Here is a 24,592-nt window from a genome sequence, read left to right on the forward strand (position 1 = left end):
CCTAAAATTAATGGTTATTGGAAACTAAATTCAATGGTTTTAGTCATCCAATCCGCATTAGGAGTCAGCTTGCGCGTTACAGAACGACTTGTCTTGGGCGGGTCAATATCTCCAATTTGCTCAATCAACTGATTGAGTGTCGCTGTTGTATCTCCTTTAGTTATGGATTTTGTAGGGAGTTCCTCATCCAAGGAAGGTAATGTTAACCAGTTAAAATTAGCTATACCTTTTGTGGCAAATAGCTTGATTTTTTCTGTTTTATCTTGATAATATTTGCCTTGAGGACTATCAAATTGTGCGAGTTCTTCTAAAATTTGTCCTCCATCGAGCGCGTAATAATTTACATGTAGGCCTTGAATATCAAACTGGCTAATTGCCCAAGTAGTCTCTAGATCCAGAATGGCAATATTGAGAGGCTGATTACCTATATTCTTAATACGAAGCCAAATATCACCTGACCTTAATTTAATGTTTTTAGGATCGGGAAATGATTGCTTCTTTTCATCAAGTAATTCAAACTCAACTGGTATCTTTGACTCGGGATTATCGAGAGCTTCAACAGATTGATATTTCGCTAAATGTACTAAGCGTTTAACTACCTTGGCAGGGGCGTCAGGATCGTCAATGCTTAACGCAGGAGTTAAATTTGTGATAGGAGTCAAGCGAGAAATTTCGTACTCTCCCGCTCTCCCAACACTAACTTGGTAATGTCCCTCTTCATTACCTTGTACTTCTGTCACCCAACCGTTACCCTGTATCGCCTCCCGCACTTTATCTAAGGCTACTGCCTGTTTGTCAGCTAACTTCTGTGGCAATTGATATTCCTTGTTTCCCACTTCTTTAAGATGCAAACGGACTCGATGTTTGAGATCGACTGGGGCAGATTCTATCACCGCAGGTAATCCCGGCTCAATCTTCTCGATTGCTGCTGAAATCCCGCTTTCTTCAACCGATAAGATTGTTGCAGTAGCTGTAGAAGCTTGCAAATCGGTAATCTCAACTATAGCAAGGCGTTTCTGCCTATCGGTCAAGTCACTCCCCACAGAATAAAGGGCAAATCGCGTTCCTCGGCTCAATCCTTGCGCTAATCCCCCATCTAGTGTTACTTTTCCTGGAGCAGTTTCAATAACAGTCAGAGCATATTGCACTGCTTTGATTTCGCTACCAAATACCTGGCGATCTCCTTCCCCTAACAGCATGGGTAATTGATTGGGGAATTTGCTTTGGATCTGACCTTTCACGCGATCGTACAGAGCTTGATAGGTTAACCCAGTAGGTACAGCGTTAAGCGTATCGATTGTCCAGTAAGTCAATGCCCCATTGCGATCTCTTCCATCAAATGCCGATTCATAGGCATACTCAGACGGGCGGCAAGCTCCCAAGAAAACATAGTTTCTCTGGTTCGGCAACCATCCTTCGTTTTTGTTGTTTTGGGTCAGAGTCAGCCAATTTTGCACTAATATACTTCGTTCAGCAACTAAACTATCTTGTGGCCTAGTGTCTATATCTATCTTTCCATCTTCATTTCCCCGAATCTGAGCGTCGCCTCGTGTAGCTCCCCCCGAATGACAGCTATCAAAGATAACTGTCACGATTAACCCTTTATCGGTCATTCGTTTCAGGAGTGTAGTCATTTCCACATCCCGCAGATAATAACCATCATTACCCACATCCATCGGCACTAAGCCTTCATCAAACTGTCCCTCGCCCTTCAAGTCAGGGAAAATTGTTTTTACCCGTCCACCATGCCCTGAATAATGAATATAGACAAGATCCTTTTCTTTTGCCGTTTCAGTGATGCTGTTAAAAGCATTAACAATATTTTGATAGGTTGGGGGCATTTCCTTACGTTCCGCCCTGACATCCGCCAAAGAATTGGTATTCGGCAAAGGCGAGGTCAACCGAGTAATCTGTTTAGAAGGAATTTGCAGAGATGTTTCAAGATAATGTGCTACTTTATCAATATCTCGCACAGCTCCTTGTAGGCTTTTGTAGTAGGGGTTGGGTTCGTAATAATTGATGCCGATTAGTAAAGCGTAGAAGTCAGACATAATTGTCTACTCTCCTAAGTCTGCAACTTCAAAAAGATTGTGGACGGGGCTAGGGGCATCTTCGCTGTTATTATCGGTTTGCACCTTCACCTGATATATTCCTGCCTCCAAGTTATCTGCTGTCATTACCAAATTTCCATTTTCGGCAGTAAAGTTCCGAACGTTCGTAGGGCGTTCATGAGAAACACAGGTAATCTCAGCCGTGATGGAGTTAAATGCAGTACTTTCCGCCACTTTTGCCCGCATGGTAATGGGCTCATTCACCAGGTATAGATCGTCAAGCGATAAACCAATGCCTTTCAGCCCACGGATTCCTCCTCTTGTCACGATTTCAAGAGAGCCTCGAACATCATCCAGAGAAGCCGTTTGCGCTGTTTGAATGCCTTTGAGCAAATTCAGTAAAACGTTTGGTTGGTTTTGCAAAGCTCCGTGACTCTCGGCAATATAATCAACAATGGCAAGAGCCTCCAGATCTCTCATCTGAACGGGGGTAGCCGAAACTTGGGGAACCGTGCCATCCCCATCACTGAGATGGGAGCGATCGCTCAACCAAGAGGGTAAAACTTCACTGACAGTAATTACTCCGTCTACCAATTCAGCCGATTGTAGAGTTGGTTGCTGTACCCCAACGATCGGACAAGTAACAAATGAGTTGCGATATGTTAAATTCTCTTTATTAGCGTCCGCAGCATTGTCAATCTCGTCATAAAACTTTAGAGCATCTGCTGCTTTTGTGCGATCGATATTAGGAAGGTCATTTGGAGATTCACCGATGCGATAAAAGTCATTGCCAATTTTAAGGGCTTTATATCTGGGAAGCAACTGATAAATAGAAGTCAGCGAAGGAATAACTTCCTTCAGCTTCATCACATTAATTAGATCGATGCCACCTTTTTTAAATCCATTGGCAAGGATATTAACCGCATTTAACGAGCCGCGATAAGGAGTCCCGAAGGTAAATAACGCTTTGCATTCCTGCCATCCCCCCAATACCTCTAGGTAATAACGAGAGATTAAACCTCCCATACTGTGCGCCAAAAGAATTACCTTGGCATCATTATGGCCACTATACTCACGCCATCGTTTTAATCTTTTATCTAATAGGCTTTTCAGGATATGTGCATTAGCACGATTATCCCGTCGCCAGTCGTAGGGGAAATGATAAAAATTAGCTGCTTTATCCTCCAGATCGTCGTAGATATTCCCCTCAATTACCTCGAAGTTCTTGGTAATTTGATCGGAAGTCCTATTGTAACCATCAACAATCTTCCAAAATCCTCCAAATCCAGGAATCATGTAAGTATCTGAAATCAAACGAGTTGGTTTAATCCCATCTCCTATATCTCCGCCATTGGGGTCATCTCCCTCTAGTTTCAAGTCCTTTAGCCTGTTACCTAAACTTTTTACGATCTGCCACATTACTTGGCCAGATACATTCCAAAGGTCTGTACCATCTTTTTGCAAAACACTACCCATGATGCCAGGAAGAATGACGATTATGTCCTTAAGTGGGGTTTTAACTGCCATAACTGAAACATCTCCAACAAAGGTAAGGATATTGAGAAAAAAGTCTTCAAATTCAAAAATCCGACCATCACCAATAACTTCTTTCTTATCGCAGAGAAGAATTGGCAGCATGTATTAAACAGCAACACCCTACATGTCCTCATAGATTTCCAAACAAATCTCGGACAAAACGCAACTAGATGCCAGTAAGATTTGATACATTTCGTGTGAGTATAGACACACCCCCTTATTCGTTCCAAACTACTTCTAGTTATGAAAACCTAGACACCTATTTAGAGGCAAGATATCCACCCTTCAATACTGCTTTTGAGACTTCTAATTATTCTGCAAAAAATATCTGTTTCTTCCCCATGTAAACCTTATCGAAACTATATTTTATGATAGTAGTTTACGATAAGAACTGTATAAATCACTAGAATGTCTAAATAACTTTACATTGGTTGCTGCCTAAGTACCCACGGTTCGGGGATCTTCATCAATCTCACAACCGTTGCAGCAATCTCGCTGTAGTCTACCTCAAACTCGCGGAAAATCTCTGTAATTGTTTGTAGTATGATTCCGTTGCTGCTTTGCCTATGAATCATACCGCTATTTCGCTCAGGTTGACTGTTCTGACTCCAAATAAGGAAATTAGATAATGTTGCCACAAATGCTAATCTGGCTCTATACCATCCGTAACGATTCTCTGAGTAGGATAATTGCTTTCATGGGGTTTCTGCGTTATGTGCTTATTTTCATGAAACTCCCTTCCTTCATACTTTGTAACTTTATTGTCCTGTACTTATCCAAAAACATAGCAAAACGTGACACCCTTATTGACAAAGGCGACACCAATGGTTGGTATCAATAAGCGATACAAGCATAACTGAGAGCAGGTTTTGGGATATGGAGGATAGGGAACTCGAATCCCTGGCCTCTGCGGTGCGATCGCAGCGCTCTACCAACTGAGCTAATCCCCCAAGTGGGTGCTTCACCACATTACGCGGCAATGGGAAGCAGTGTCAATATGTTTTAATGCCCGCCAGGATACAGGAGAGTTGTATGCTTAACTGGATTGCTGTTGAAATATTTGCATGGCTAGAGATCGCGAACCCAGAGTCAGTTTACTGCTATATCACCTGTTCAAGTGGTCGGTGGTCAGTCCCGTCCTGCATGTATGCTTTCGCGGTCGCATCTATGGTGCGGAAAATGTACCAAAAACTGGCGCGATCGTAGTCGTTAGCAACCATGCTAGCGATTTCGATCCCCCCATTGTTTCTAACTGCGTAGGACGACCCGTGGCATTTATGGCAAAGGAAGAGTTGTTTGCCATACCCGTACTCAGTCAGGCAATTAGTTTGTACGGAGCCTATCCTGTCAAGCGGGGATCTGGCGATCGCGGTGCGATTCGAGCTGCGATCGCGTCGCTAGAGAATGGATGGGCGACAGGGGTATTTTTACAGGGGACGCGGACTGCGGACGGACGCATCAGCGATCCCAAGCTAGGTGCGGCTTTAATTGCCGCTAAAACTAATGCGCCACTGTTACCAGTGAGTTTATGGGGCACTCAAGCCATCTTGCCCAAAGGCGCTAAGTTTCCCCATTGCTACCCTGTAACCATTAGGATTGGGCAGGTTATTCCACCGCCGGAAAATAGCGATCGCGCTACCCTGGAAGCCCTAACCGCAAAATGCGCGGCTGAGATTAACGCGCTCCACGATCTGGGTCGCTGATTGCCCAATCTGTTGAGGGCAGAGACATAGGGCAGGCACGGAGGCACTGCCCCTACAATTATTGGGTACGTTTTCGTGCGGAAATCGCCTTAGCAGGCTAACTATCGCCGAGGATTTTTGACTTAAATCCCTTTACACTGTCTACCAACTCCTGACGACTCTTGGCAAAAATTAGGTAGCGGTACACAAACCAGATCGTGTAGCCAAGTCCCACCAACTTCAGTACTGGCTCTAATAAAGGCAGACTGTCGATAAAGTTGAGAACTTTGGTAGCCAGAATAACTAAGGGAATAGAGGCTAATACAATTACCCCAATCAGCACAAAGGGCTTTTGTTCGCCACTAAAGCTAGTTTGCAACTGTTTGAGTAACTTATTGGCAAAGTCTTTAGCTTGTTGGGCAATTTGCTCGGAGGCACTAGCACCTGGCTCCGCCGACGGAGTAGCAGATGCACTGGCTTCCGTCCCTTCAGTTTCAATAGCTACTGGTGCAGTTGTGGCCTGGTCAGCCTCTACTGTTTCAGGTGAAGTAGTAGGAGCCTTGGGTTCCTGCTCCACCTTAGCTTCAGGGCTATTCGATACTTCATCGTTTGCATTCATGGCTTCGCGCTCACACTCAATATTATGTTTGGCAAATTCATTCTAGTAGTTTTTATAGACCTGTAAAGGCGATCGCACTAGTGGAGAGCGATCGCCTTTATACTGGAGTTTAGACTAAAAAGTGGTAAAAAGCAGCCAGCCATTGCAGACTGACCGCTTGATGATGGAAGCTGAAAAGACTATAAAATCAACAGCTTCATCATGATTAGTTTGGATAAACTTGAGCAATTTCGCAAGTACACGTACGAAATTATAGGGAACGGGAGAGATGCGCTGTTCGACTTGATGGATGCGGTACTGACGAGTCGGAGTGTTTCATCGTTTGTGGAACTTTCGTTAAGCCCATTATTTCGGAGGGAGTGGTCGAGTATCTATGAAGCACTGCAAGATAGTCATCCTCCACGTGAAGACTTGATGAAGCAATACATACAGCAAATGCCGGCAGCAGAGGTGACGATATTGGCGGGCGACCATACAGCCTGGTCGCGTCCCTATGCGGTGACATTACAAGAACGCACCTACGAACATCAACCTCAACCGGGAGTAGGAAGCAAACCTGTTACGGTGGGGCAAGGATACAGCACAATTGCCTGGATTCCAGAGTCAGAAGGGAGTTTTGCCTTACCGTTGCGGCATGAGCGGATCACCAGTTTCGAGAACCCGATTCAGAAAGCCGCTAGTCAGTTACGCTTGGTTTGTGCGGAAATTCCTGGGACTGTGCTTTTCCTGGGGGATGGCGAGTATGGGTGCGCACCATTTTTGCAGCAAACAGCAGACATCCCGTGTATCAAGCTGCTCAGGCTACGCCCCAACCGGGTTCTGTATCATGCCCCAAAGGATTACGAGGGGCATGGGCGACCCCATAAGCATGGAGAGAAATTTAGCCTCAAAGACTCTGACACTTGGTCTATTCCCCAAGCAGACATCACAATTGCAGAGCCTAAACTGGGACGATTGCAAATTCGTCGATGGCCAAACCTGCACTTAAAGCAAGCCGCAGACCATCCCTTTACACTCATTCTGGTCGAACGTCTTGATATGCCTGAATCGAAACCCCTGTGGTTGATTTGGGTCGCTAAAGACGAGCCAATCTTGAGTGAGGTATGGCAAAAATATCTGCGCAGATTTGCCATTGAGCATTGGTATCGCTTGGTGCGTCAACGTCTCCATTGGACAATCCCTCAGCTTTCTACCCCTGCTCAGATGGAGACTTGGTCGGACTTGATGCCTTTACTTACTTGGCAATTGTGGCTCGCTCGTGAACTTGTCCAAGACTCTCCTCTGCCTTGGCAGAAACCGATGACTAAATTGTCTCCTGGTCGAGTTGCAAATGCTTTTGCTTTAGTTTTGGTCAGGATTGGCTCTCCTTCCCCTGACCCTAAACCTCGCGGTAAGTCTCCAGGTTGGCCTCTTGGGAAAAAACGAACCCAACGGATTCGTTATCCTACTGTCAAAAAACGCTATGCCAAGCCCCTCAAAAAAGCTTCCGCTGCAACTGCTTAGCTCAACTTCTTCCCTTTTATCCTCTCTCTCGCTAGTTTCTATCTAGCGAGATGCTTCTTGTTGCCTTTTAGTCTAAACTCCAGTTTATACTTAGCCAACTTCTTTTAAAAGTTCATTTTCCCGCTTGAGTTCATTGAACAGCAGACGAGTAACCTTGAACAAAATCCGGATAATCTTCTGTTTACCACTGATTTTGCTTTCTCTGAGCTTATCTAGAGTCCAGCCATCACCGGACTTTTCGTTAAGTTTCTGGTTGAGCCAAGTTGAGTCATAGCGTTTCGGCAGAATGCTAGTCATTACCCAGGCATATAGCTGAGATCGACACACATCAGAACCACCTAATGCTTTCGTAGACTTGTCCCCAGACTGTTTCTCTACATAGCCAAGCCCCAGGAACAACTGAAACGATCGCAGCGAACGATGACGCTTTTGCATCTTGGGATTACCTGACCTGTTGCAGCCTACCTCATAGTCGATCCACGGCTTGCCATCTATCAGGAATCGCTCGAATGGGTAGCACTGGCAGAGCATTAATGCTTGGTTACGAATGCCGAATCGAAAGCGCTTAAAGACCCTGAGATAAGGCTTAAACTCGCTCAGTGATAGAATTTGCTTGAGTTGAGTCTCCTTGTCAAGCAGGCGTTTTTCCAGCATACAGATCTGCTCCGCATGGAGCTTTGTATATTCAGTAAGGTCTAGCCCTACAGATTTAGCCACGCTCTTGTCATGCAGCTTAGTCATGGCGGCGTAAGTGTGTTTACCTGCCAGGTATCCCCACATTGGACTATGCCCTAATTTCTCGCTCACGTTCGATTTCCGCTGGCATAATTCAGGAAACTCGGTAGCCAGCCGCTGGCGCGTTTGGTTGGTCAGTGCGTTTAACAGCTTGTCGATCTGCTCCGCTTCAAAGAAAGCATCTCGGACAGCAGTTATGGTGCCTGTGGCAAAGTCCAGATATCGTGGCTTTCCATGCACATTGACAAAGCGATCGTCAAAGTAGGTAAGTGCCAGGGCAAAGGCATCTTCATCGTCGCGTTTATTCCTAAAGCCATAGCTTTTACGCTGTGCCGCTAGATCGCCATGCCCAATCCAGAAGATCGGGATGTTGTGGAATGTAGCCAGGTGTCGCCAGAAGTTGCTATACCAAATGCCTGTAGGCTCCATCACGATGCCAATTGGTTTGAGTTCTAAGATTTTGGCGATCGCATCCTCATCGGCTTTAAGTTTGATGATTTCCTGGCGATGGGTTTGGAAGTAGCGTAAAGGCTGCTCTGGATATTCATGCAATGCACAAACAGTAGCGCTATTGCGCCCGATATCAATTCCGAGGATATTCATGATGTCGTTAGAGATATGTGGATATAGACCTATGAATCTCCCAGAAGCCGCGCGACTGTGGCTTAATTCATTCTGTAGGTATAAAGGGCCTCGGTCTGCGAATTAGCAAAGCCTAACGGCTGCCTTCTAGCAGTAGACCTAAAGCCCTTACCGTGTGGTTTTGGAAGCCACACAGCAGACCGCCCACTTTGAAATAGTGAAGGTTGAAGAGTGAAGAGTGAAGATCGAAGAAATTCTTTCTTCCGCCTTCTTTCTTCCGCCCTGCGCCTTTGTTAGCAGGTCGGGTGCTATGCGATTAATCGACTGTTTAGGAATGGGGGCAAGTTCTCCAATGTGGTCAAGGGTGCCAGCACCAAGGGGGCATTTTCTTGCCTGCATTGGTAGTAGCCCGGAAGATCCGAGCGTTGCAGCCTGCACCGTGCATGCCGCGTTCTTTAATAGTCTTGATGTAACTTGGTTTCATTGCATACCTCACATATTTCCTCGTGTATCCAGTCCATGCGGTTGTAGATGCCGGCTGATAGGTCACTCATTTCAAACTGATTCAGTCCCAGCTCGTCAATTAAAAACAGCAGGTTGGTGACGCGGGTGCTTACTTGTACGAAGGCAATAGCCTCTTCATCGCAGTCGTCACGGTCGTTACACATGGGTTTTACCTCGTGGGATGATGGGCTTAATTAATCCAGCGATTGCCACCCAATGCGATCGCTGTTTTAGTTTGCTGATTTTAGGTTAAATCAATTTGACCTTTAGGTCAATAGATAGAAGCTAAAGTACAATTAAATTAACCCATAATGAATACAGATACAGATCTAGAGTCACCACTTATGAGACTGAGAACCCTAAGAAGAATTACGCAGCGCGAGTTAGCCGACGCTTTAAATGTTTCGGTCACAACGATCAAAAACTGGGAGTCAGGGCGCTCTGTGCCTACTCTATCGATCGGCCAATTCAAAACTTTGATGAAAACACTGCGCATCAAAAACATTGAGGAACTCCCCGATAGCTTCGCACCTCAGCCTATTGAAGATCCGCCAGATGATGATTGACTGCGGGCGCGTTAGTTTACGGAGCGCTATTCTCATCGCCTCACATGTCAGTCCACCTCGTCCCTGGTGACTTTAAACTGTATCTAACCTAGCCGTATGCCCAAAACCTACGAGCAGCTAGATCTATTAGCAGCATCGATGCCAGGATCGGGGGTAAAACAAGCCGTAAAGAACCTGTTCTCTCCTGGTGCTGCCCCAGAACAAAAAACCGCTCAGGTGTGGCATCCTGGCGGCTGGCTAGAGCCTTATGCAGTGATTCGGTGCAAGCGCGAGTACTGGTACTGGCGCTACTGCTGGAGGGATGATACGGGCAAGGTGAAGCACAAGCATGTAACGCATTGCAAGGTGCCTGGCGTGAGGTACCTGTTAGGTCAGCGATCGCCTGTAGAGAGTATCCTGCTATTTTTAAAACGCGCTCCAGGCTTATAACTGTGTTCTGGAGCAGGGGGCTGCAACGCAGTTCAGCCCCCACCTGTCCCGACAGCGGCGAGACATCTTTTGGTTTTATCAAGGGGTTAATGCGAAGCTTAACTGAATGCATCAAGGCGGACTGGTAGGGCTTACGCCCACACACTGCGTGTGAGTGAGCGTAGCGGAAAGTGCGGTCTTGGGGTTTCCCCAAGTAGAGCAACTTTCCAAGAGAAACGATTTGAAACTAGAGACCAAACTTGCGCTGAGCTGCAATGTACAAAGACGCGGCGGCACATCTGATGCTTTCCTCTTCGGCAGCGAGGTTATCCAGTTTTTCGCTGGCAGTTATCCAGCAAAACTTGAGTAGATCTGCCTGTTCTGTGACGTAGTGGGCGATCGCTATTTTTTGCTCCGGTGTGAGCGCGAGCTGCTGTTTAACCTGAGTAGGTTGCTCTGCTACTAGCTTGTAGCTCTTACCGTCGTACAGCAGCGTGACTTGCTGCCCTTTGGTTAGAGAAGCGATCGCGTCATCAGGTTTGCCCCAGACTTTGATATCGTCGCCCCCGTCGATAGGCGTAACTACAACGTTGATGCGCTCTCCATGTCCGTAGTCCTTGGGAGTAGACGCAGTGTATTTAACTTTGCCTGCAATTAATGTCGCGCTACTCATCGTCTTCGTCCTCTTCTTCTGTATTTTCCCAGGTCTCGTATGCAAGTTCAGCCTCTTCCAGGTGAAAGATCGCCGCGTCAAGTTCGTCGCAAACGTCATCAATACTGCAATCGCTTCTAAGTTTTTCCGTTTTTTCCAGTAGTCGTCGTAATGCTGCTTTCATTTTGGTTTGGTGTAAATGTGTGGTGAAGTGGGCAGATAGGCTCTGCCCGTGCCTATTAGTTAGAAACTGCTGCTAGAGGCTCTTAAATCTTCCCGATCCGCTTGCCAGTCCTCATAGGAGTAGCACTCAAACGCCTCTTCATCAACACCAACCCACTGTCCATCCTCACTGTAGAAAGGCTTCGACCAAGTGTCGTTTGCATCATAAAAGCAGTCTTGCTGCAAACTTTCTCTGGCTTCTTGCAGTGTTACTTCTGCTTTCTGGGCTTTCTCCCAGCAGAGCGCTTCTAGTCCATCAAAATCTCTGACTTTGGCTTCCAGCAACACACCACTCAGGCGCTGTGGTGTACGGATCGTCACATCCACGCCAAAGCGCTCGTTGACTGCCTCGGCAAAAGTATTAGCCGCTTCGCGACTGGCAAACCCAAAGTAACCAGCCTGAACCCGTGCCATCCTGCCACCTTTGCCCTTACGCTTGAGCGCTTTGGTAATCAGTGCCACGCGATCGCATAGTTTTACTAGCGAGTAGTTGTTTTGCAGTGGTTGCACTGCAACGTGTTGTTTTTGAGCGTACATGTTAGGATTTCCTTAAGAAAACTTGATTTTTCTCAAGCCCCTTGCCTGCTATCCGCCAAGAAAACCAGGTGAGGGGCTAGTCATTTCTGACATGTCTTCATTATAGTATGTATACATATTATAGCAAGACTAACTTGCTTATCTGGTGGCATATTTAGATAAGCAAAACTAATGCTATTTAAATGTGTATACGTGCTAATTTGAAATAATCAGTCGAGGTTCGATTATGGCTGGCACGAAAAGTAGTGGTAGACCGGGCGGCAATCCTGACATTGCGAGCTATGGGTTTACAACCGATAGACCTGAGCCACTGGAAGCGCACTTGCAACTCAGAATCCCAGCGTCTATGAAAGAGGGATTAGATGTTTTGTCAGACAAGAACGAATTTGTCCGACAAGCGATCGCTGCGTGGTTGAGTTTGCCAGCGGATACGATCGCGGCGCTAGAAAAGTTAGGCGATCGCCGCAATGAATTTATTAGGCAAGCGATTAGCGACGCGCTATGCCTATCGGCTGCTGATGCACTTGCCGCAGAGGAGTAATTTAGGGCTTACTCGCCGTAGGCGTATAACTCCGGCACGAGTGATTTTTGCAGATCGAGAGCATTATCCATTGGGGTAACCCCTTGATAAAACCACAAAAAATGTAGCGAGAAGTGTTGCTCCTACTGAGGTGTTTTGTTCTGGAGCAGTACATTATGATTGCTGAATATCTGATTTACGCGAACCCACCGCGCCTTTTTCCTTGCCAGGACTGGCTAGACCAGCAGCGGCGGCGAGTGAATTGGAAGCAACCCCAGCACCTATAGCACGAGTCGCAGGGTCAAGGTTCGGCAGTGCGATCGAAGCGATACCGATTACTGCGCCAGCAATTACGAAAGCAATGGGGGTTAGTGCCCTAATAATTTCAGCGTTCAATGCTGCACTCCTTGATTTTGAGAGCGATCGCTTCTACATCTTTGATGCGATTAAATATCCGTCGTGCTAATGCTGCATTCTCTCGACGGCGATGCTCGGCTGTGGTTTGAATGAGATTTAGTCTCTCGCCGATGGCTTCGTTGCTATTCAAGAAATGTCCGTAGGTTTGCTCTAGTCGATCCAGACGCTTATCTATCTCCCTGTAATCGGCTTGGGCGCGATCGCGCAGGGTATCAAGCTGGGTTTCCAGCGATCGCAAGATTTCCATCAAATCTCGATCGGCAAAGCCGAGACCTAACCAGTGACGAATATTACGTGCGATCGCTCTGCTTAGAACTTCCATAGTCAAAACTCCCCAAGCTGGGGAGTCATAAAGTTTATTCGTCGTCCTCAATGCACTCGTAATCCTCTTCATCACTGCTGTCTTGCTTGCCAAATAAGGCACTACCAACAGAATCTAGAAGGATTTGCGAGAGTTTGAGTTGGTCGGCGATCGATAACTGTGCGATCGCGTCTCCATTCCTAGCCAGAAAGTCATCAAGTAGCGTCATGGGCATCACCTATGTTTCAACCAGTTTGATAAAGCCATTAGATGCCCGTTGGGGGATCTTGCCAGGTGCCTGAGACATTGCAGACAAAAGAGGTAATCGGGCCGGGCGGCAGAATATTACCCTGAGCATCTTTAATTTGCCCTGGCAGCAACTCAATCGTGTAACGACCATCACTGCTAGCATCCCACATGCCACCAGGTGCGCCAATCATGTATGTCACCGCCACAGTCGATCCGGCCTTCTTTGTCTTGGTGGCTTTCGCCATCTGGCTGTAGTTGCCAGTGGGACTGGTAACGCGAATGTCCAGATTCTCTGGCTTCATCTCGTCTTTTCCAATGGAACTAGTCAAAATCCCAACGCCCTCATCGTTGTAGCTCACCGTAAAGGTGTATGGCTTGTCGCTAGCCGCCATGATATTAGGCGCGGTGAATCCAGCCACAAAAGGTAGAGTCCGATCTAACGGCACTTGATCCACCACAGCTTTGAACGCCTTATCGATCTTAAAAGACGCAGACCACCGTGCTGGAATATCCAGCGGTTCCCCAGTCGCAGGGTTACGCCCTACCCTTGGAGCCTGAGGTCGAATCGAAAATGTACCAAAGCCTTGCAGCTCGACGGGTACCTTTGCTGTCACAGTCGTCTTGATTCGGTTGAGCGCCGCCGTCAAAAAACGATCCGCATCGTAGCCGCCGATCTGGAGTTCCTGGGCGATCGCCTGGGCTAGTTCGAGTTGATTCATGGTTGTCTCCTGAATTTTGAAACAAAAAACACATCACCATTGATTAAACTCAATGATTTAGCTTCAGACCATGACATCTGTTCAATAAAAGTAGAGATCCAGTAAGTCCTGACCGCGATCGCCCATTAGTTCTATGCGCTGCTGTAGTAGCTTCAGTGCCATCGGTGATGGTTGCACCTTGCAATTCTCCCAGCGATTAACTGATGCCGAAGTAACCCCCAGTTCCGCAGCAAATTGTTCTTGAGTCAGACCCAAACGAAAGCGTAATGCACGAACTACATGATGCCTCTGCGCCACTGCCATGGGAGTATACTCGATCCGCTCCATACATTTAGCTTAGCTGATGCTGCTATCTCCTTCGCTATTTACTCTCCCACATACTACAATCTGGCTTATCTTTAGGCTCTGGAGCCTTGTCGAGTTCGGCACGGAAGTCATCAGAGAATTTGGCATCTTGCCAGAAACAAGTAGATTGAATGTCCTCGACAGTGATGTTACTCACATCGATGAGTTTGGCACCGCTGAGGTCTGCACCGCTGAGATTGGCACTGCTGAGGTTGGCACTGCTGAGGTTGGCACTGCTGAGGTCGGCACCGCTGAGGTTGGCACCGATTAGGTCGGCACCGAAGAGGTTGGCACCGATTAGGTCGGCACCAATTAGGTCGGCACCAATTAGGTCGGCACCGAAGAGGTTGGCAAAGCTGAGGTTGGCAAAGCTAAGGTTGGCATCGCTGAGGTTGGCATCTATGAGGTCGGCACGGCTGAGGTTGGCATCGCTGAGGTTGGCATCTATGAGGTCGGCACGGCTGAGGTTGGCATCGCCGAGGTTGGCAAAGCTGAGGTTGGCACGGCTGAGGGTAGCACCGAAGAGGTTGGCATAGCTGAGGTCGGCACCGCTGACATCAAGCTTTAATTTGCCAACGATATCAGCTTCGATCAAAAAGCGAATAACGCTAGTTTTACGTTCTTTGTCGTCTTCAAATCTCCGTAGGATAGATAGCGTTCTAGCGCGAATTACGTCACATGCCGAATCTAATAGCTCTTTCTCCTCAACAGCAGGTTTAGTTTTAGTCGCGATCGCCAGGAGATTCTTATCGACTAACAGCACAGATAGTCGGTCGAAGTAGACTTGTAGAACTTCTTCCTTGGTTTCATCCGCATCACGTTCTCGCTGCGCTCTAGCCACTTCCTCAGAACGCTTCTGCTGCATTTGCTGGAGCCAGTACCCCAGAATTGCCAATGACAGCGGTACTCCTAGTAGACTCAGCCAGTCCCAGAGTGTTTTTCCTTCATCGATCTTGGTTGTTTCAACAGACTTGGTAACATTCCCTTTAGCGTCTCTCTCGATGCTTTTTGTGCTCACAGATTCCCCCTTTTCAAAGCCAAATCCACCTGGCCAGAGGACGGGCTTGGAAACCCATACAGCCGCAAGAATGGTAGCGATTAGCAGTAGCAACAAGAGGCGTTGCTGAAAGGATACGAGGCGTTGCCGAAAGGATAGGAGTAGATTGGTTTTAGGATTCTTGGACATTAGCATTAGCATTAGCAAATGGGTTCTTGAGCAGTTCAGGGAGCTGGCGAATCCCTGCGTGGGGCGCAGCCCCACACCCCTTTTTCTCAAATCATTTGTGATTGTTATATGTAAATTAATTTTTACTTTGCATATTAGGTTTACTGGTTAAACTATATTGATTTTGCTAACTCAAACAAAGGAGAATCGATCGCAAATGGCGGAAAATCAGGTGTTGGCTAAAAATACCATTAACGTTGATGGAGAGACAATCGAGATCTTCGTGCAAGTAGACAAACCCACTGTCAGAGGTGGGCTGGGTGAAAATGAGCGTAGCGATGCCGTTGATAAAACCATCGACGCGGCAAAAGATATGCTTGCCGATGCCATGAAGCTTGTTAAAACTTCCGCTTTACGTGCATATCAAAGTATTAATAGCATTAACGAAACGAGTCGCCCTGATGAATGGGAGGTAAAGATGGCAGTCAAGTTAGACAGTAAAGTAGGAGCGTTTATTGCTGAATTGAATGCCGGGGCACAATTAGAAGTCACGATGAAGTGGAAGGTTAAAAGCTAATGCCTTCAGAAGAAAACCCGTGCCATAAAATTCTTCCCTACACGCGCATTGTCGGGCAAGAACAGTTGAAGCTCGCACTCGAACTGTCGTATATCGCCAAAGGAATAGGTGGTGTATTGCTCAGCGGTAATAGAGGATCGGGGAAGTCCACAGCAGTTAGGGCATTTGGGCTTTTAGCTTACGGCGAGCTGCCCGTGACTTTGCCCATGAATGCGACAGAAGATCGCGTGATTGGTGGCTGGCAGATCGATGCGTTGATGAAATCCGAAGCAAAATGGCAGGATGGGCTGCTGGTGGAAGCGAGCAAGGATAACAAACAAATTCTCTATATCGATGAGGTGAATTTGCTCGACGATCGCGTGGTGAATATTATTCTCGATGCCACTTCAACGGGAATCCTGGAAATTCAACGCGAAGGCGAAAGCAAGCAAGAACTGATATCCTTTACCCTAATCGGCACGATGAACCCGGAAGAGGGAGGTTTGCGCCCGCAGTTACTCGATCGCTTTGGCTTAACCGTAAATATCTCAGCGGAAAAAGAGGCAAAACATCGAACAGACATTCTAAAAACTGTACTTGAATTCGACCGAGCTTTGTCTTCTCCCGACCGAGTAAAGGCATTCTTTGAAGCAGCGCGTCCAAAGGGTGAGAAACTCAAGCAAAAGCTCGATCGCGCTAAGAAGAGGTTGTATGACGTGGAAGTACCCGATTCAATCGCCGACAAGTGCGCCGAGATTGCGGAGAAATTCGACATCGAGAGCAATCGCGGCGACTATACCTTAGCTCTAGCTGCCCGCGCTCTGGCTGCATACGAAGAGTCGAACGAGGTAGCCACAGACCACATCCGCGAGGTGGCTGCTATGGCACTCCAGCATCGCCGACCAATGGCAGTTCAGAGCGATCGCATTGTCTGGAGTACAGAGGACGATGCCAGACTTGATGAACTACTCAGTGCCTAGACATGTCGAGCAAATTTCCCGATCGCTTGCTTGAAGGGCTGGCTTGTGCCGCACTCGGTACCCATCATCCCAACGGAGTTTTGCTGTTTGACGAGGTGGGAAAGGATAGTCTGGAGATCTCCCGTTTCTTAAGGGCAATGGTAGCAGCAGCGACGGGCGATACGGTAGACATTGTTACCCTGAGCAGTTGGCACGACGAAGACGACTTGTGGGGCACGTTCGTTCTTAAAGGAACATCGGCAGAAAAATTTACCAGGCAAGAAGGCTTACTAACGGGCGGTCAAGCAGAAGGACAGCGAAGGATCGTAGTAATTCCAGAGTTAGCCAACCTTAGCCTGACAGCAATGCGCGCGATCGTCTCGATAATGGGTATGGAAACGGCTTACCTGGAGCGTCACGGACAGAAACGTAATTGGACTCCAAAGCTTTACTGGCTAGCTGGTTGCGATCGCCCTGGTGCCGTATCGCCCCATTTACTCGATCGCTTTGGGCTGCGGTTGCAGGGGGGCAACTGGTCTGCCCCGCAACGCGACACGCATCAACGCGGCAAGGATATCCTCGCGCGGTTAGAGGAGAGAACGGCGGACAAACAACGATCGCCAGACTTGGGGGCTTGGGCTGAAAAGCTAAAAGCAGCGCGCGATCGCCAGCCCGCTATTTCTGAGGCAGCCTGCGATCTGGTTCGGGATTGTGTCGATCGGCTCGAAGAGTTTGGTGGTGAATGCAGCGGACATCGGGATACAGCCCTCGCACGGCTAGCGGTGGCGGTGGCGCGACTGGAGGGCAAAGACGAAGTCGATCCATCCTGCGTCGAGAAAGCAGCCAGTATCGCAGGGTTTCCTAAAGGATCGCTAACTCCCCAATCGCCTCACAGCGAGACCCCACCTGGATCGCCAGCTCCAGACCGATTGGATGGGGAATTTAAAGAAACCCCAACCGGACAGCCGCAAACCCCTGGAAGTACGCCAGTTTATGGCGGCACTCCCGATCGCCCTTCGGAAGCGATCGATGCGGAGATGCCAGAGATAACTCGCGATCGCGAAGCAGTCCCAGCCGAGGAGACCAGTCCTTATCGCGAAGATACGGCAGATATCGAGCGCGAAGCGGCATCGTTGCGCTTGCCCGTGAGTTCTTTCCGCACGACAAATGCTGCTAAAGGAGTAATTACAGGCGATCGCCCTACCAATAATGCTTGCGATCTGGCAATTGCAGCAACACTGCGCGAGGCAGCGAAGTTTCAGCCCATTCGCAGAAAAAACCATCCAGAACGCTCTCAAGACAGGCTCGTACTTTTGGGAATCGATCTGCGCGCGCATCGTCGCGCCCCAGCGATCGAGCGCATGTTATTGCTCGTCCTGGACTGCACTTGTTTGAATGCAAGCGATCGACAAACGGTGCTGAAGCCATATACCGACTGGGCTTATGAATCGCGAGCAAGTGTTTGTTTGATTCTTATTGGTGCCCAAAATGCAACGCATTGGTTGCGAGCGGAAAAGATTGCCGCAGGAAAATTTGCCACTCCTCGGATTAGAACTGCCTTAATTGCCGAACCGGGAAAAGCGACACCACTGGCTCACGGACTGATGCTAGCACTGCACGAATTGCGGCACGCTCTGCGGCAGGGGACAGCCACCACCCACGAAGTTGCAATGGTTGTGCTAACTGACGGGCGGGGCAACGTACCTTTGGCAGCCAGTCTTCGCGGCGCGATCGAGCCATTTGTACCCGTCAAACGTCAGGGCATCGAGGACGCACTGCAAGTTGCCGCGCAAATTCGAGATTGCGTTGCTGGTGGCAGTCACCGCATGTACGTTGCCGTACTCGATCTGCAACCGGAGCCGTATTCCGATCTCCCATACGAGCTGGCAATGGCATTGGGTGGAGGAATCGTCTCGATTCCTAATCTCAATGAGAAGGAGGTGCCACAATGAGCGCCTTCAAGAACCTGCCAGAAATACAGCAAGCAGTTCTGGAGGCCAAGCATGACGCTTCCTCTGCGATCGCGGAAACAGAAGAACCTCAAGTTTTCGATCTATTCGATCTAGAGGATATTTACATCAAAAAAACGCCATCCACCCAGGATGGAGCATTTCTCTACGTTAGTGAGGATGACAGCGGTTATTGGTTAAAAGGTGGAAACCAACAATTTACGATGGAGTCGCGAATTTTAAGAAGCTCTGGCTCAAAATATGATTTGTCACTTGATGGCTTTATCAAAAATTCCCCGAATCCCAACGGGAAAACCATCATAGATTGGATGAAAGAGATTTCGTTTAACAAAATTTTGTTAGAGTTAAGAAGGTGGCTGAATCAGATTCGTAAAGAGTTTAAGAATTGCTATCTGATCGTTTACGATACGACATCGGTAGAAATCCTGTGGGAAATGATCGATTTGACCCCGGATGATGAGGAAACGAACTATGCAGGTGCTGTTATTCGCATTGCTCGATGGAAAGAAATAATCAAGGGAGATAGCTTTATCTTCTTGGAACCTCAAGAAATTGCCGCTGGCGGAGAAATCACTGCTTACCTCAACAATGCCGAACTACCCACACTAGATGAAGAGGATGAACTCAAAAAATTAAAAGCCAAGATTTATCTACATTCGCAAATTTCGGAGTTTTGCGATCGCTTGAAATGCAAAACTACTCCTGTTAATCTCGCATATATTGCAGCGCATGGATATTATGAAGATATTGCGTTTGGCTGCAGCGAGTATAAAGTATCTAGATTGGATTTATTGAAAGAGAGCTTGTCAGCCATCCTCAATGGTAAGGGAATTGTATTTATGAATGCATGTCACACTGCACAAGCTCAACCAAACGAGATCGTTCCTGGAACATATCGATATGATTTCATTGACTTATTTTTTAATAAAGGTGCAAATGGGGTAATTGGTACTGTTTCGGCTGTGGGAACAGATACCGCTAAAAGGATCGGCTGCCAATTTTTGCAAAAGTGTCAGGACCGAGAGGTGCCACCCGTAGCCGAAGTGTTACGACAAATTCGCGCTGATGCGGTAAACCGTTGGAAGCAAGATAACAATCATGGTGCACTTGTCTATGCTTTTATGTACGTCTACTACGGCAACCCTTTAGCCGTATTGCGTCTAACCCCACCGCAACCAGGAGGGCAAGCATGACTGCCGCAACCGAAACGATCCAGATCCAACCAGTAATTTCTTATCCGAAAACGGCTAAGGTTGGCGAGTTATATCGCGTAGAAGTGGACGTGCAAATGCCTGAGGGCAACGTGGCATGGCCCTATGAAGAGGAAGAATTTGTCCTCACCTGCGTTGTCGATGGGGGCAGGTTCTTTCGCGTCAAAACCGTTGGCAATCCCTCCATAGCATTGCATCGGTTTGGCGGCACCTACGGGGCGGCTAAGTTTTTGCTCGAAGCCGTGCAGTCAGAACAAGATGCAAATATTACTGTACTGGTGGTGAATGAATGGGGCGTTCCGCTGATCGCTCGCAGCCTGCCAGTAGCGTTTGAAGATATCCCGCCAGGCGATCCTATTGGTGGAATTACCCCTAAAGCTGGAGATAAGTGGAAATTTTTTGAGCCTTGGGAGCCGGAAGCCCCAATCGATCCAGTATTTTTAGAAAACTTACCTTTGCTAGCAGCCTTATTCTCATATCACGAGATTAAGCACCCTGAAGGCAGGCATATTGCCGATGAACTGCGAGTAGAAATCGACAAAGCTTTTAATCAATATGGTGGGCTTGCCTACCCTCCAGCAAATATAATTCAAACCTGCCAGCTTTGCCCTATCAGCGAAAGTTTAGACCTCTCATTTGCGAAAAATCGCACCTGGAAGCAAATAGATCGCGAGCTTCAACAAGATCGCCCCGTAGCGATTTGGAGACCAGTAGAAATAGCCAGCCCCCTTTGCTTCGTGAAGAAGCTCGACTCGAACTCTTATTTAGTCTGCGATCGGACTGGCATTCTTTCTGAAACATCGCTAGAAGAAGCGAATAAAGAATTTTTTGGAAGAGAAGGCTTGTCCGCTCTTTTTATCCGTAGCCTCGATGCCGCGATCGTGCCCGTAGTGCGAGTGGGATGGTACGACCCTGACGCGCTGATGTTGGAGGAGTTTTCGTTCCCGGTGGTGACTTATACAAAAGGCGGAGAGCGCAAAGAGCGTGCTGGTAGCGCCCGCATGTTTCGAGAGCAGATTGGCAATTTAGAACTACAAATGGTAGAAATCCCCAGTGGTAAGTTTTTCATGGGCTCACCAGAAGGCGAAGGGAATAGCGACGAGCACCCGCAGCACGAAGTTACAGTGCGATCGTTTCTTATGGGTAAATACCCCGTAACCCAGGCGCAGTACCAAGCGGTGATGGGCAAGAATCCATCGCATTTCGGGGGGAATGGAGCCAACCGCCCCGTTGAAAGGGTTTCTTGGCACGATGCCAAAGAGTTTTGCGCTCAGCTATCGGAGCTGACGGGCAAGAACTACCGACTGCCCAGCGAAGCCGAGTGGGAATATGCTTGCCGCGCGACTACAAAGACAGAATACTACTTTGGCGACAGCGAATCGAATTTGGGTGATTTCGCGTGGTATTACTCCAATTCGAATGGCAAAACTCAGCCAGTCGGGGAGACACTGCCCAATGCCTTTGGATTATACGACATGCACGGTAACGTGTGGGAATGGTGCGAAGATAACTGGCACGAAAATTATCAAGGCGCTCCGACGGATGGGAGAGCGTGGGTAGATCGCAAAAAATCAACAAATCGTGTTAGGCGCGGCGGTTCGTGGAGCCTCAATGCCTTCTACTGCCGTTCGGCTTTCCGCAACTACTACTATGCGGACTTCGTCAGCAACTACGACGGTTTTCGAGTAGTAGTCTCCTCTCGCTGAGGACTCCCTTCTCTACTCTTTTGCCCTTTTGCGCTTTACCCTTGTTTCTTTTCACTGCTTTGGCGCGTTAGCGCCTCGAATTTTTTTGCACGCCTTAACAATCTCTTTAGCTTTAGAGTAGTAAATTCCAACAAAATTATGCAAAAATCTCGAACACTGTTTTTCTCTAGTTTGTCAAAATTTTGAGAAAGCAGGAGTAAGGCAGGGATAACAGCAGACGCGGCGGTTCGTGGAACAACAATGCCAACAACTGCCGTTCGGCTTACCGCAACAACAACAATGCGGACATCGACAACAACAACAACGGTTTTCGAGTAGTAGTCTCCTCTCGCTGAGTACTCCTTCAGGTCAGAGTTGCCGGATGGGAATTCGGCAAGCGTACGTAAGGGAGTCCAAACCTGCTTTAGCGATGCTGGTGACGGCATCCAAACATCAAACCGAGTGGGGTATTTTAGTAGGAAGACCGAAAAGTTGCCCCATTCATCTATTGTTTTGAGATCCAGTGACAAAAGCGACAAGCGAACTGCCAATCGTCCAAAAAACTTACGACCTCATCAAATGGTACGTACCGATTCTCAATCGTCTACCACGACAGCATCGCTATCAACTGGGAGATCGCACGATCGCAACGCTCTACGAACTGCTGGAAGGACTTATCCGCGCCCGCTATGCCCGCGAAAAGCTCGACCTGTTAGAGTTGCTAAATGCCCGTCTAGATGTTTTGCGCCACCAAACGCGCTTGTTATTTGAATTTGAGTTGCTGAAATTGGAGCGTTACGAACACGCTGGCAAACTTTTGACTGAGATCGGTAGCGAACTGGGTGGGTGGAGAAAACAGCAACAGCACAAAGCTAGAGCCAAAGCATGAAGCGTCATGGCAACCTCTGGGCTGAGATTGTGTCTTTTGCTAACCTGCTCGATGCTGCCAACAAAGCCAGGAAGCGCAAGCGTTATCGTGATAACGTCCTGGATTTTCACTACAATCTGGAATTAGAACTGGTGACGTTGCAGAAAGAGTTAGTTGCCAAAACCTACCGACCGGGAGAATATCGTACGTTCCAGATTTTTGTGCCCAGGCCACGCTTTGTTTCGGCAGCACCTTATCGCGATCGCGTCGTCCATCACGCTTTATGCAATGTTGTCGCCCCGATCCTCGATCGCGCCCTGATAGATGATACCTATGCTAACCGTACGGGGAAAGGCACCCACCGCGCTCTACGACGATTGACGAAATTTGCCCGCTCCAGCCGCTACGTCTTGCAGTGCGATATCAAAAAATACTTTCCCAGCATCGATCGCAATATACTCAAAGAACTGCTACAAAACAAAATCAAGTGTGCAGATACCCTCTGGCTGATTGAGGCAATTATTGATGCCAGTAATCCCCAAGAGACAGTGCTGGACTATTTCCCCGGTGATGACCTACTTGCTCCTAGCCTCCATCCTAAAGGTCTGCCGATCGGCAACCTTACAAGCCAGCTTTTTGCTAACTTCTACCTATCTGGTTGCGATCGCTTTATCAAAGAAGCCCTCAGTTGTCGCAAATACGTGCGCTATGTCGATGATTTTGCTCTTTTTGCCGACGATTGCGAGTATTTAGTCGATGCCCGCCATCAGATTGAGGACTTCCTGTGTACCCTGCGGCTTAAACTTCATCCCGTCAAAACACAAATCTTTGAAACTCATATTGGTGTTAGCTTTTTAGGTTTTTGCACCTTGAGCGATCGCATTCGCGTGCGGAGCGACAACCTGCAACGCGGACGGCGGCGGCAGCGGAAAATGAAAAAAGGAATGGCGCGAGGGGTTATCTCTATCGAACAAATGCAGCGATCGCAACAGAGCTGGCGATCGCACCTTGCCCACGGAGACACTTGGAGATTGTGTCAGAAGCTGTTTGCTCCGCATAACGGCGATCCGGATAGTCAGAGCGGTACAATCGCAACAGAACTATATCCTAATCATGACAACTAATAAAGTCCTGAGTATTTATTGTGAGATCGCACCAAGGGTAGCCTATAGCTTCCGCGAAGCATTGGCAGGACTGGTCGATGCCATCCCTCTAGAGATGGTAAAAATTCCAGGCGGTACCTTTGTCATGGGGGCACCGCCAACCGAAGATAGAAGCAGTAATAGCGAACACCCGCAGCACGAAGTCACCGTGCGATCGTTTTTTATGGGTAAATACCCCGTGACCCAGGCGCAGTACCAAGCAGTGATGGGCAAGAATCCATCGCATTTTAAGGAAAATGGAGCCAACTGTCCCGTTGAAAACGTTTCTTGGAATGCTGCCAAAGAGTTTTGCGCTAAGCTGTCAGAGCTGACGGGAAAGAACTATCGATTGCCCAGCGAAGCCGAGTGGGAATATGCTTGCCGAGCAGGTACGACGACACCTTTCTACTTTGGCGAAACCATCACTCCCGAACTGGTCAATTACGGTGGCAACTACCCCTATGGTGAGGCACCCAAAGGCGAGTCTCGACAGCAGACAACAGCAGTAGGAATTTTTTCACCCAATGCCTTTGGGTTGTACGACATGCACGGCAACGTATGGGAATGGTGCGAAGATAACTGGCACGAAAATTATCAAGGCGCTCCAACGGATGGGAGAGCGTGGGTAGATCGCAAAAAATCAACAAATCATGTTAGTCGCGGCGGTTCGTGGAGCAACAATGCCTACTTCTGCCGTTCGGCTTACCGCATCAACTCCTATGCGGACTTCGACCTCAAATACTACGTCGGTTTTCGAGTAGTAGTCTCCTCTCGCTGAGGACTCCCTTCTTTACTCTTTAGCCCTTTTGCCCTTTACCCTTGTTTCTTTTCACTGCTTTGGCGCGTTAGCGCCTCGAATTTTTTTGCAGGGGGAGGAAGTGCAATTTT

Annotated in this window: 28 protein-coding genes and 1 tRNA gene; 13 read left to right on the forward strand and 16 right to left on the reverse strand. The window is 48.0% G+C overall.

The features are described 5' to 3' along the window. Window positions 1-14: 14 nt before the first annotated feature. The 3 genes from PSE6802_RS0106025 to PSE6802_RS0106045 all read right to left on the reverse strand — a co-directional run bounded on the left by PSE6802_RS0106025 (window position 15) and on the right by PSE6802_RS0106045 (window position 4,537). The gene (locus tag PSE6802_RS0106025; protein ID WP_019499148.1) at window positions 15-2,051 is read right to left on the reverse strand and encodes a caspase family protein; all 2,037 of its coding nucleotides are present in this window, start codon (window positions 2,049-2,051) and stop codon (window positions 15-17) included. Window positions 2,052-2,057: 6 nt separating this feature from the next. Next, window positions 2,058-3,689 carry a lipase/acyltransferase domain-containing protein gene (locus PSE6802_RS0106030; RefSeq protein WP_019499149.1) on the reverse strand — a complete coding sequence of 544 codons (1,632 nt, stop codon included), beginning with the start codon at window positions 3,687-3,689 and terminating at the stop codon, window positions 2,058-2,060. Window positions 3,690-4,464: 775 nt separating this feature from the next. Continuing rightward, window positions 4,465-4,537 (reverse strand) — tRNA-Ala (locus PSE6802_RS0106045). Window positions 4,538-4,651: 114 nt separating this feature from the next. On the opposite strand from PSE6802_RS0106045, the gene PSE6802_RS0106050 reads away from it, so the two are divergent. After that, window positions 4,652-5,290 carry a lysophospholipid acyltransferase family protein gene (locus PSE6802_RS0106050; RefSeq protein ID WP_019499152.1) on the forward strand — a complete coding sequence of 213 codons (639 nt, stop codon included), beginning with the start codon at window positions 4,652-4,654 and terminating at the stop codon, window positions 5,288-5,290. 97 nt (window positions 5,291-5,387) lie between these two features. Here the strand turns inward: PSE6802_RS0106050 and PSE6802_RS30830 are convergent, their stop codons facing one another. Continuing rightward, on the reverse strand, window positions 5,388-5,888 hold the full coding sequence (locus tag PSE6802_RS30830; protein WP_019499153.1) for a CAAD domain-containing protein: 501 nt from the start codon (window positions 5,886-5,888) through the stop codon (window positions 5,388-5,390). Window positions 5,889-6,089: 201 nt separating this feature from the next. Between PSE6802_RS30830 and PSE6802_RS0106060 the strand changes: the two genes are divergently transcribed. Then, window positions 6,090-7,391 (forward strand): NF041680 family putative transposase, encoded by a 1,302-nt coding sequence (locus PSE6802_RS0106060; protein WP_019498766.1) that lies wholly within the window; start codon window positions 6,090-6,092, stop codon window positions 7,389-7,391. Between the two features lie 90 nt (window positions 7,392-7,481). Here the strand turns inward: PSE6802_RS0106060 and PSE6802_RS0106065 are convergent, their stop codons facing one another. Both PSE6802_RS0106065 and PSE6802_RS0106070 read right to left on the reverse strand, forming a co-directional pair. Next, window positions 7,482-8,729: an IS110 family transposase gene (locus tag PSE6802_RS0106065; protein ID WP_019499154.1), complete on the reverse strand. Its 1,248-nt coding sequence runs from the start codon at window positions 8,727-8,729 to the stop codon at window positions 7,482-7,484. Window positions 8,730-9,163: 434 nt separating this feature from the next. Further along, complete coding sequence (locus PSE6802_RS0106070) at window positions 9,164-9,376, reverse strand: hypothetical protein (RefSeq protein ID WP_019499155.1); 213 nt, start codon at window positions 9,374-9,376, stop codon at window positions 9,164-9,166. A 147-nt stretch (window positions 9,377-9,523) separates the two neighbouring features. On the opposite strand from PSE6802_RS0106070, the gene PSE6802_RS0106075 reads away from it, so the two are divergent. Next, complete coding sequence (locus PSE6802_RS0106075; RefSeq protein ID WP_019499156.1) at window positions 9,524-9,778, forward strand: helix-turn-helix domain-containing protein; 255 nt, start codon at window positions 9,524-9,526, stop codon at window positions 9,776-9,778. A gap of 96 nt (window positions 9,779-9,874) precedes the next feature. Continuing rightward, window positions 9,875-10,207 (forward strand): hypothetical protein, encoded by a 333-nt coding sequence (locus PSE6802_RS0106080; RefSeq protein WP_019499157.1) that lies wholly within the window; start codon window positions 9,875-9,877, stop codon window positions 10,205-10,207. A gap of 226 nt (window positions 10,208-10,433) precedes the next feature. On the opposite strand, the gene PSE6802_RS28000 is transcribed toward PSE6802_RS0106080, so the two are convergent. Genes PSE6802_RS28000 through PSE6802_RS0106095 form a run of 3 tightly spaced genes read right to left on the reverse strand, consistent with a single transcriptional unit; the run spans window position 10,434 to window position 11,597 of the window. Next, window positions 10,434-10,859, reverse strand: a complete 426-nt coding sequence (locus tag PSE6802_RS28000; protein WP_019499158.1) for a hypothetical protein — start codon at window positions 10,857-10,859, stop codon at window positions 10,434-10,436. Next, on the reverse strand, window positions 10,852-11,022 hold the full coding sequence (locus PSE6802_RS33205) for a hypothetical protein (protein WP_019499159.1): 171 nt from the start codon (window positions 11,020-11,022) through the stop codon (window positions 10,852-10,854). Before PSE6802_RS33205 ends, PSE6802_RS28000 begins: the two co-directional genes overlap by 8 nt. Before the next feature lie 59 nt (window positions 11,023-11,081). Then, window positions 11,082-11,597 (reverse strand): hypothetical protein, encoded by a 516-nt coding sequence (locus PSE6802_RS0106095; RefSeq protein WP_019499160.1) that lies wholly within the window; start codon window positions 11,595-11,597, stop codon window positions 11,082-11,084. Window positions 11,598-11,823: 226 nt separating this feature from the next. Here PSE6802_RS0106095 and PSE6802_RS31735 point away from each other — a divergent pair, with 226 nt between their 5' ends. Further along, window positions 11,824-12,138 (forward strand): hypothetical protein, encoded by a 315-nt coding sequence (locus PSE6802_RS31735; RefSeq protein WP_019499161.1) that lies wholly within the window; start codon window positions 11,824-11,826, stop codon window positions 12,136-12,138. A gap of 153 nt (window positions 12,139-12,291) precedes the next feature. On the opposite strand, the gene PSE6802_RS0106105 is transcribed toward PSE6802_RS31735, so the two are convergent. The 6 genes from PSE6802_RS0106105 to PSE6802_RS30840 form a co-directional block, all read right to left on the reverse strand. After that, window positions 12,292-12,513, reverse strand: coding sequence for a hypothetical protein (locus PSE6802_RS0106105; protein WP_019499162.1), 222 nt, complete (start codon window positions 12,511-12,513; stop codon window positions 12,292-12,294). Continuing rightward, window positions 12,503-12,856 (reverse strand): hypothetical protein, encoded by a 354-nt coding sequence (locus PSE6802_RS0106110; protein ID WP_019499163.1) that lies wholly within the window; start codon window positions 12,854-12,856, stop codon window positions 12,503-12,505. The genes PSE6802_RS0106105 and PSE6802_RS0106110 overlap by 11 nt, the downstream gene beginning before the upstream one ends. A 34-nt stretch (window positions 12,857-12,890) precedes the next feature. Next, window positions 12,891-13,064, reverse strand: coding sequence for a hypothetical protein (locus PSE6802_RS34220; RefSeq protein ID WP_019499164.1), 174 nt, complete (start codon window positions 13,062-13,064; stop codon window positions 12,891-12,893). A 37-nt stretch (window positions 13,065-13,101) separates the two neighbouring features. Continuing rightward, window positions 13,102-13,803: an HU family DNA-binding protein gene (locus PSE6802_RS30835; protein WP_019499165.1), complete on the reverse strand. Its 702-nt coding sequence runs from the start codon at window positions 13,801-13,803 to the stop codon at window positions 13,102-13,104. Between the two features lie 81 nt (window positions 13,804-13,884). Further along, window positions 13,885-14,106 carry a helix-turn-helix domain-containing protein gene (locus tag PSE6802_RS0106125; RefSeq protein ID WP_026103098.1) on the reverse strand — a complete coding sequence of 74 codons (222 nt, stop codon included), beginning with the start codon at window positions 14,104-14,106 and terminating at the stop codon, window positions 13,885-13,887. A gap of 58 nt (window positions 14,107-14,164) precedes the next feature. Further along, window positions 14,165-15,334, reverse strand: coding sequence for a pentapeptide repeat-containing protein (locus tag PSE6802_RS30840; RefSeq protein WP_019499167.1), 1,170 nt, complete (start codon window positions 15,332-15,334; stop codon window positions 14,165-14,167). A gap of 157 nt (window positions 15,335-15,491) precedes the next feature. Between PSE6802_RS30840 and PSE6802_RS0106135 the strand changes: the two genes are divergently transcribed. Genes PSE6802_RS0106135 through PSE6802_RS34660 form a run of 5 tightly spaced genes read left to right on the forward strand, consistent with a single transcriptional unit; the run spans window position 15,492 to window position 21,715 of the window. Further along, window positions 15,492-15,890, forward strand: coding sequence for a CU044_2847 family protein (locus PSE6802_RS0106135; RefSeq protein ID WP_156815444.1), 399 nt, complete (start codon window positions 15,492-15,494; stop codon window positions 15,888-15,890). Next, the gene (locus PSE6802_RS0106140; RefSeq protein ID WP_019499169.1) at window positions 15,890-16,849 is read left to right on the forward strand and encodes an AAA family ATPase; all 960 of its coding nucleotides are present in this window, start codon (window positions 15,890-15,892) and stop codon (window positions 16,847-16,849) included. Before PSE6802_RS0106135 ends, PSE6802_RS0106140 begins: the two co-directional genes overlap by 1 nt. A gap of 2 nt (window positions 16,850-16,851) precedes the next feature. Further along, window positions 16,852-18,780, forward strand: coding sequence for a hypothetical protein (locus tag PSE6802_RS0106145; RefSeq protein WP_019499170.1), 1,929 nt, complete (start codon window positions 16,852-16,854; stop codon window positions 18,778-18,780). After that, window positions 18,777-19,991, forward strand: coding sequence for a CHAT domain-containing protein (locus PSE6802_RS0106150; protein WP_019499171.1), 1,215 nt, complete (start codon window positions 18,777-18,779; stop codon window positions 19,989-19,991). Before PSE6802_RS0106145 ends, PSE6802_RS0106150 begins: the two co-directional genes overlap by 4 nt. Next, the gene (locus PSE6802_RS34660; protein ID WP_019499172.1) at window positions 19,988-21,715 is read left to right on the forward strand and encodes a formylglycine-generating enzyme family protein; all 1,728 of its coding nucleotides are present in this window, start codon (window positions 19,988-19,990) and stop codon (window positions 21,713-21,715) included. The genes PSE6802_RS0106150 and PSE6802_RS34660 overlap by 4 nt, the downstream gene beginning before the upstream one ends. A gap of 35 nt (window positions 21,716-21,750) precedes the next feature. On the opposite strand, the gene PSE6802_RS0106160 is transcribed toward PSE6802_RS34660, so the two are convergent. Further along, window positions 21,751-22,224 (reverse strand): hypothetical protein, encoded by a 474-nt coding sequence (locus PSE6802_RS0106160; RefSeq protein WP_019499173.1) that lies wholly within the window; start codon window positions 22,222-22,224, stop codon window positions 21,751-21,753. On the opposite strand from PSE6802_RS0106160, the gene avd reads away from it, so the two are divergent. From avd to PSE6802_RS0106175, 3 genes are read left to right on the forward strand one after another with little or no spacing between them, the layout of a single operon-like run. Further along, window positions 22,218-22,583 carry a diversity-generating retroelement protein Avd gene (avd, locus tag PSE6802_RS0106165; protein ID WP_019499174.1) on the forward strand — a complete coding sequence of 122 codons (366 nt, stop codon included), beginning with the start codon at window positions 22,218-22,220 and terminating at the stop codon, window positions 22,581-22,583. The genes PSE6802_RS0106160 and avd overlap by 7 nt on opposite strands. Further along, entirely contained in the window at window positions 22,580-23,686 is a 1,107-nt protein-coding gene (locus PSE6802_RS0106170) for an RNA-directed DNA polymerase (protein WP_019499175.1), read from the forward strand. The genes avd and PSE6802_RS0106170 overlap by 4 nt, the downstream gene beginning before the upstream one ends. After that, complete coding sequence (locus PSE6802_RS0106175) at window positions 23,676-24,482, forward strand: formylglycine-generating enzyme family protein (RefSeq protein WP_019499176.1); 807 nt, start codon at window positions 23,676-23,678, stop codon at window positions 24,480-24,482. Before PSE6802_RS0106170 ends, PSE6802_RS0106175 begins: the two co-directional genes overlap by 11 nt. The last annotated feature ends 110 nt before the right edge of the window (window positions 24,483-24,592 follow it).

The sequence above is a fragment of the Pseudanabaena sp. PCC 6802 genome (assembly GCF_000332175.1).
GTDB lineage: Bacteria > Cyanobacteriota > Cyanobacteriia > Pseudanabaenales > Pseudanabaenaceae > PCC-6802.

Excerpts from the sequence above, each read along its gene's own strand:
- PSE6802_RS0106050 (WP_019499152.1), top strand. The coding sequence starts at position 4,652 with ATGGCTAGAGATCGCGAACCCAGAGTCAGTTTACTGCTATATCACCTG.
- PSE6802_RS0106145 (WP_019499170.1), top strand. The coding sequence starts at position 16,852 with ATGTCGAGCAAATTTCCCGATCGCTTGCTTGAAGGGCTGGCTTGTGCC.
- PSE6802_RS34220 (WP_019499164.1), bottom strand. The coding sequence starts at position 13,064 with ATGACGCTACTTGATGACTTTCTGGCTAGGAATGGAGACGCGATCGCA.
- PSE6802_RS0106030 (WP_019499149.1), bottom strand. The coding sequence starts at position 3,689 with ATGCTGCCAATTCTTCTCTGCGATAAGAAAGAAGTTATTGGTGATGGT.
- PSE6802_RS28000 (WP_019499158.1), bottom strand. The coding sequence starts at position 10,859 with ATGAGTAGCGCGACATTAATTGCAGGCAAAGTTAAATACACTGCGTCT.
- PSE6802_RS30835 (WP_019499165.1), bottom strand. The coding sequence starts at position 13,803 with ATGAATCAACTCGAACTAGCCCAGGCGATCGCCCAGGAACTCCAGATC.
- PSE6802_RS0106075 (WP_019499156.1), top strand. The coding sequence starts at position 9,524 with ATGAATACAGATACAGATCTAGAGTCACCACTTATGAGACTGAGAACC.
- PSE6802_RS0106060 (WP_019498766.1), top strand. The coding sequence starts at position 6,090 with ATGATTAGTTTGGATAAACTTGAGCAATTTCGCAAGTACACGTACGAA.
- PSE6802_RS0106125 (WP_026103098.1), bottom strand. The coding sequence starts at position 14,106 with ATGGCAGTGGCGCAGAGGCATCATGTAGTTCGTGCATTACGCTTTCGT.
- PSE6802_RS33205 (WP_019499159.1), bottom strand. The coding sequence starts at position 11,022 with ATGAAAGCAGCATTACGACGACTACTGGAAAAAACGGAAAAACTTAGA.
- PSE6802_RS31735 (WP_019499161.1), top strand. The coding sequence starts at position 11,824 with ATGGCTGGCACGAAAAGTAGTGGTAGACCGGGCGGCAATCCTGACATT.
- PSE6802_RS0106140 (WP_019499169.1), top strand. The coding sequence starts at position 15,890 with ATGCCTTCAGAAGAAAACCCGTGCCATAAAATTCTTCCCTACACGCGC.
- PSE6802_RS0106080 (WP_019499157.1), top strand. The coding sequence starts at position 9,875 with ATGCCCAAAACCTACGAGCAGCTAGATCTATTAGCAGCATCGATGCCA.
- PSE6802_RS0106110 (WP_019499163.1), bottom strand. The coding sequence starts at position 12,856 with ATGGAAGTTCTAAGCAGAGCGATCGCACGTAATATTCGTCACTGGTTA.
- PSE6802_RS0106095 (WP_019499160.1), bottom strand. The coding sequence starts at position 11,597 with ATGTACGCTCAAAAACAACACGTTGCAGTGCAACCACTGCAAAACAAC.
- PSE6802_RS0106170 (WP_019499175.1), top strand. The coding sequence starts at position 22,580 with ATGAAGCGTCATGGCAACCTCTGGGCTGAGATTGTGTCTTTTGCTAAC.
- PSE6802_RS34660 (WP_019499172.1), top strand. The coding sequence starts at position 19,988 with ATGACTGCCGCAACCGAAACGATCCAGATCCAACCAGTAATTTCTTAT.
- PSE6802_RS0106150 (WP_019499171.1), top strand. The coding sequence starts at position 18,777 with ATGAGCGCCTTCAAGAACCTGCCAGAAATACAGCAAGCAGTTCTGGAG.
- PSE6802_RS0106070 (WP_019499155.1), bottom strand. The coding sequence starts at position 9,376 with ATGTGTAACGACCGTGACGACTGCGATGAAGAGGCTATTGCCTTCGTA.
- PSE6802_RS0106175 (WP_019499176.1), top strand. The coding sequence starts at position 23,676 with ATGACAACTAATAAAGTCCTGAGTATTTATTGTGAGATCGCACCAAGG.
- PSE6802_RS30830 (WP_019499153.1), bottom strand. The coding sequence starts at position 5,888 with ATGAATGCAAACGATGAAGTATCGAATAGCCCTGAAGCTAAGGTGGAG.
- PSE6802_RS0106065 (WP_019499154.1), bottom strand. The coding sequence starts at position 8,729 with ATGAATATCCTCGGAATTGATATCGGGCGCAATAGCGCTACTGTTTGT.
- PSE6802_RS30840 (WP_019499167.1), bottom strand. The coding sequence starts at position 15,334 with ATGTCCAAGAATCCTAAAACCAATCTACTCCTATCCTTTCGGCAACGC.
- PSE6802_RS0106025 (WP_019499148.1), bottom strand. The coding sequence starts at position 2,051 with ATGTCTGACTTCTACGCTTTACTAATCGGCATCAATTATTACGAACCC.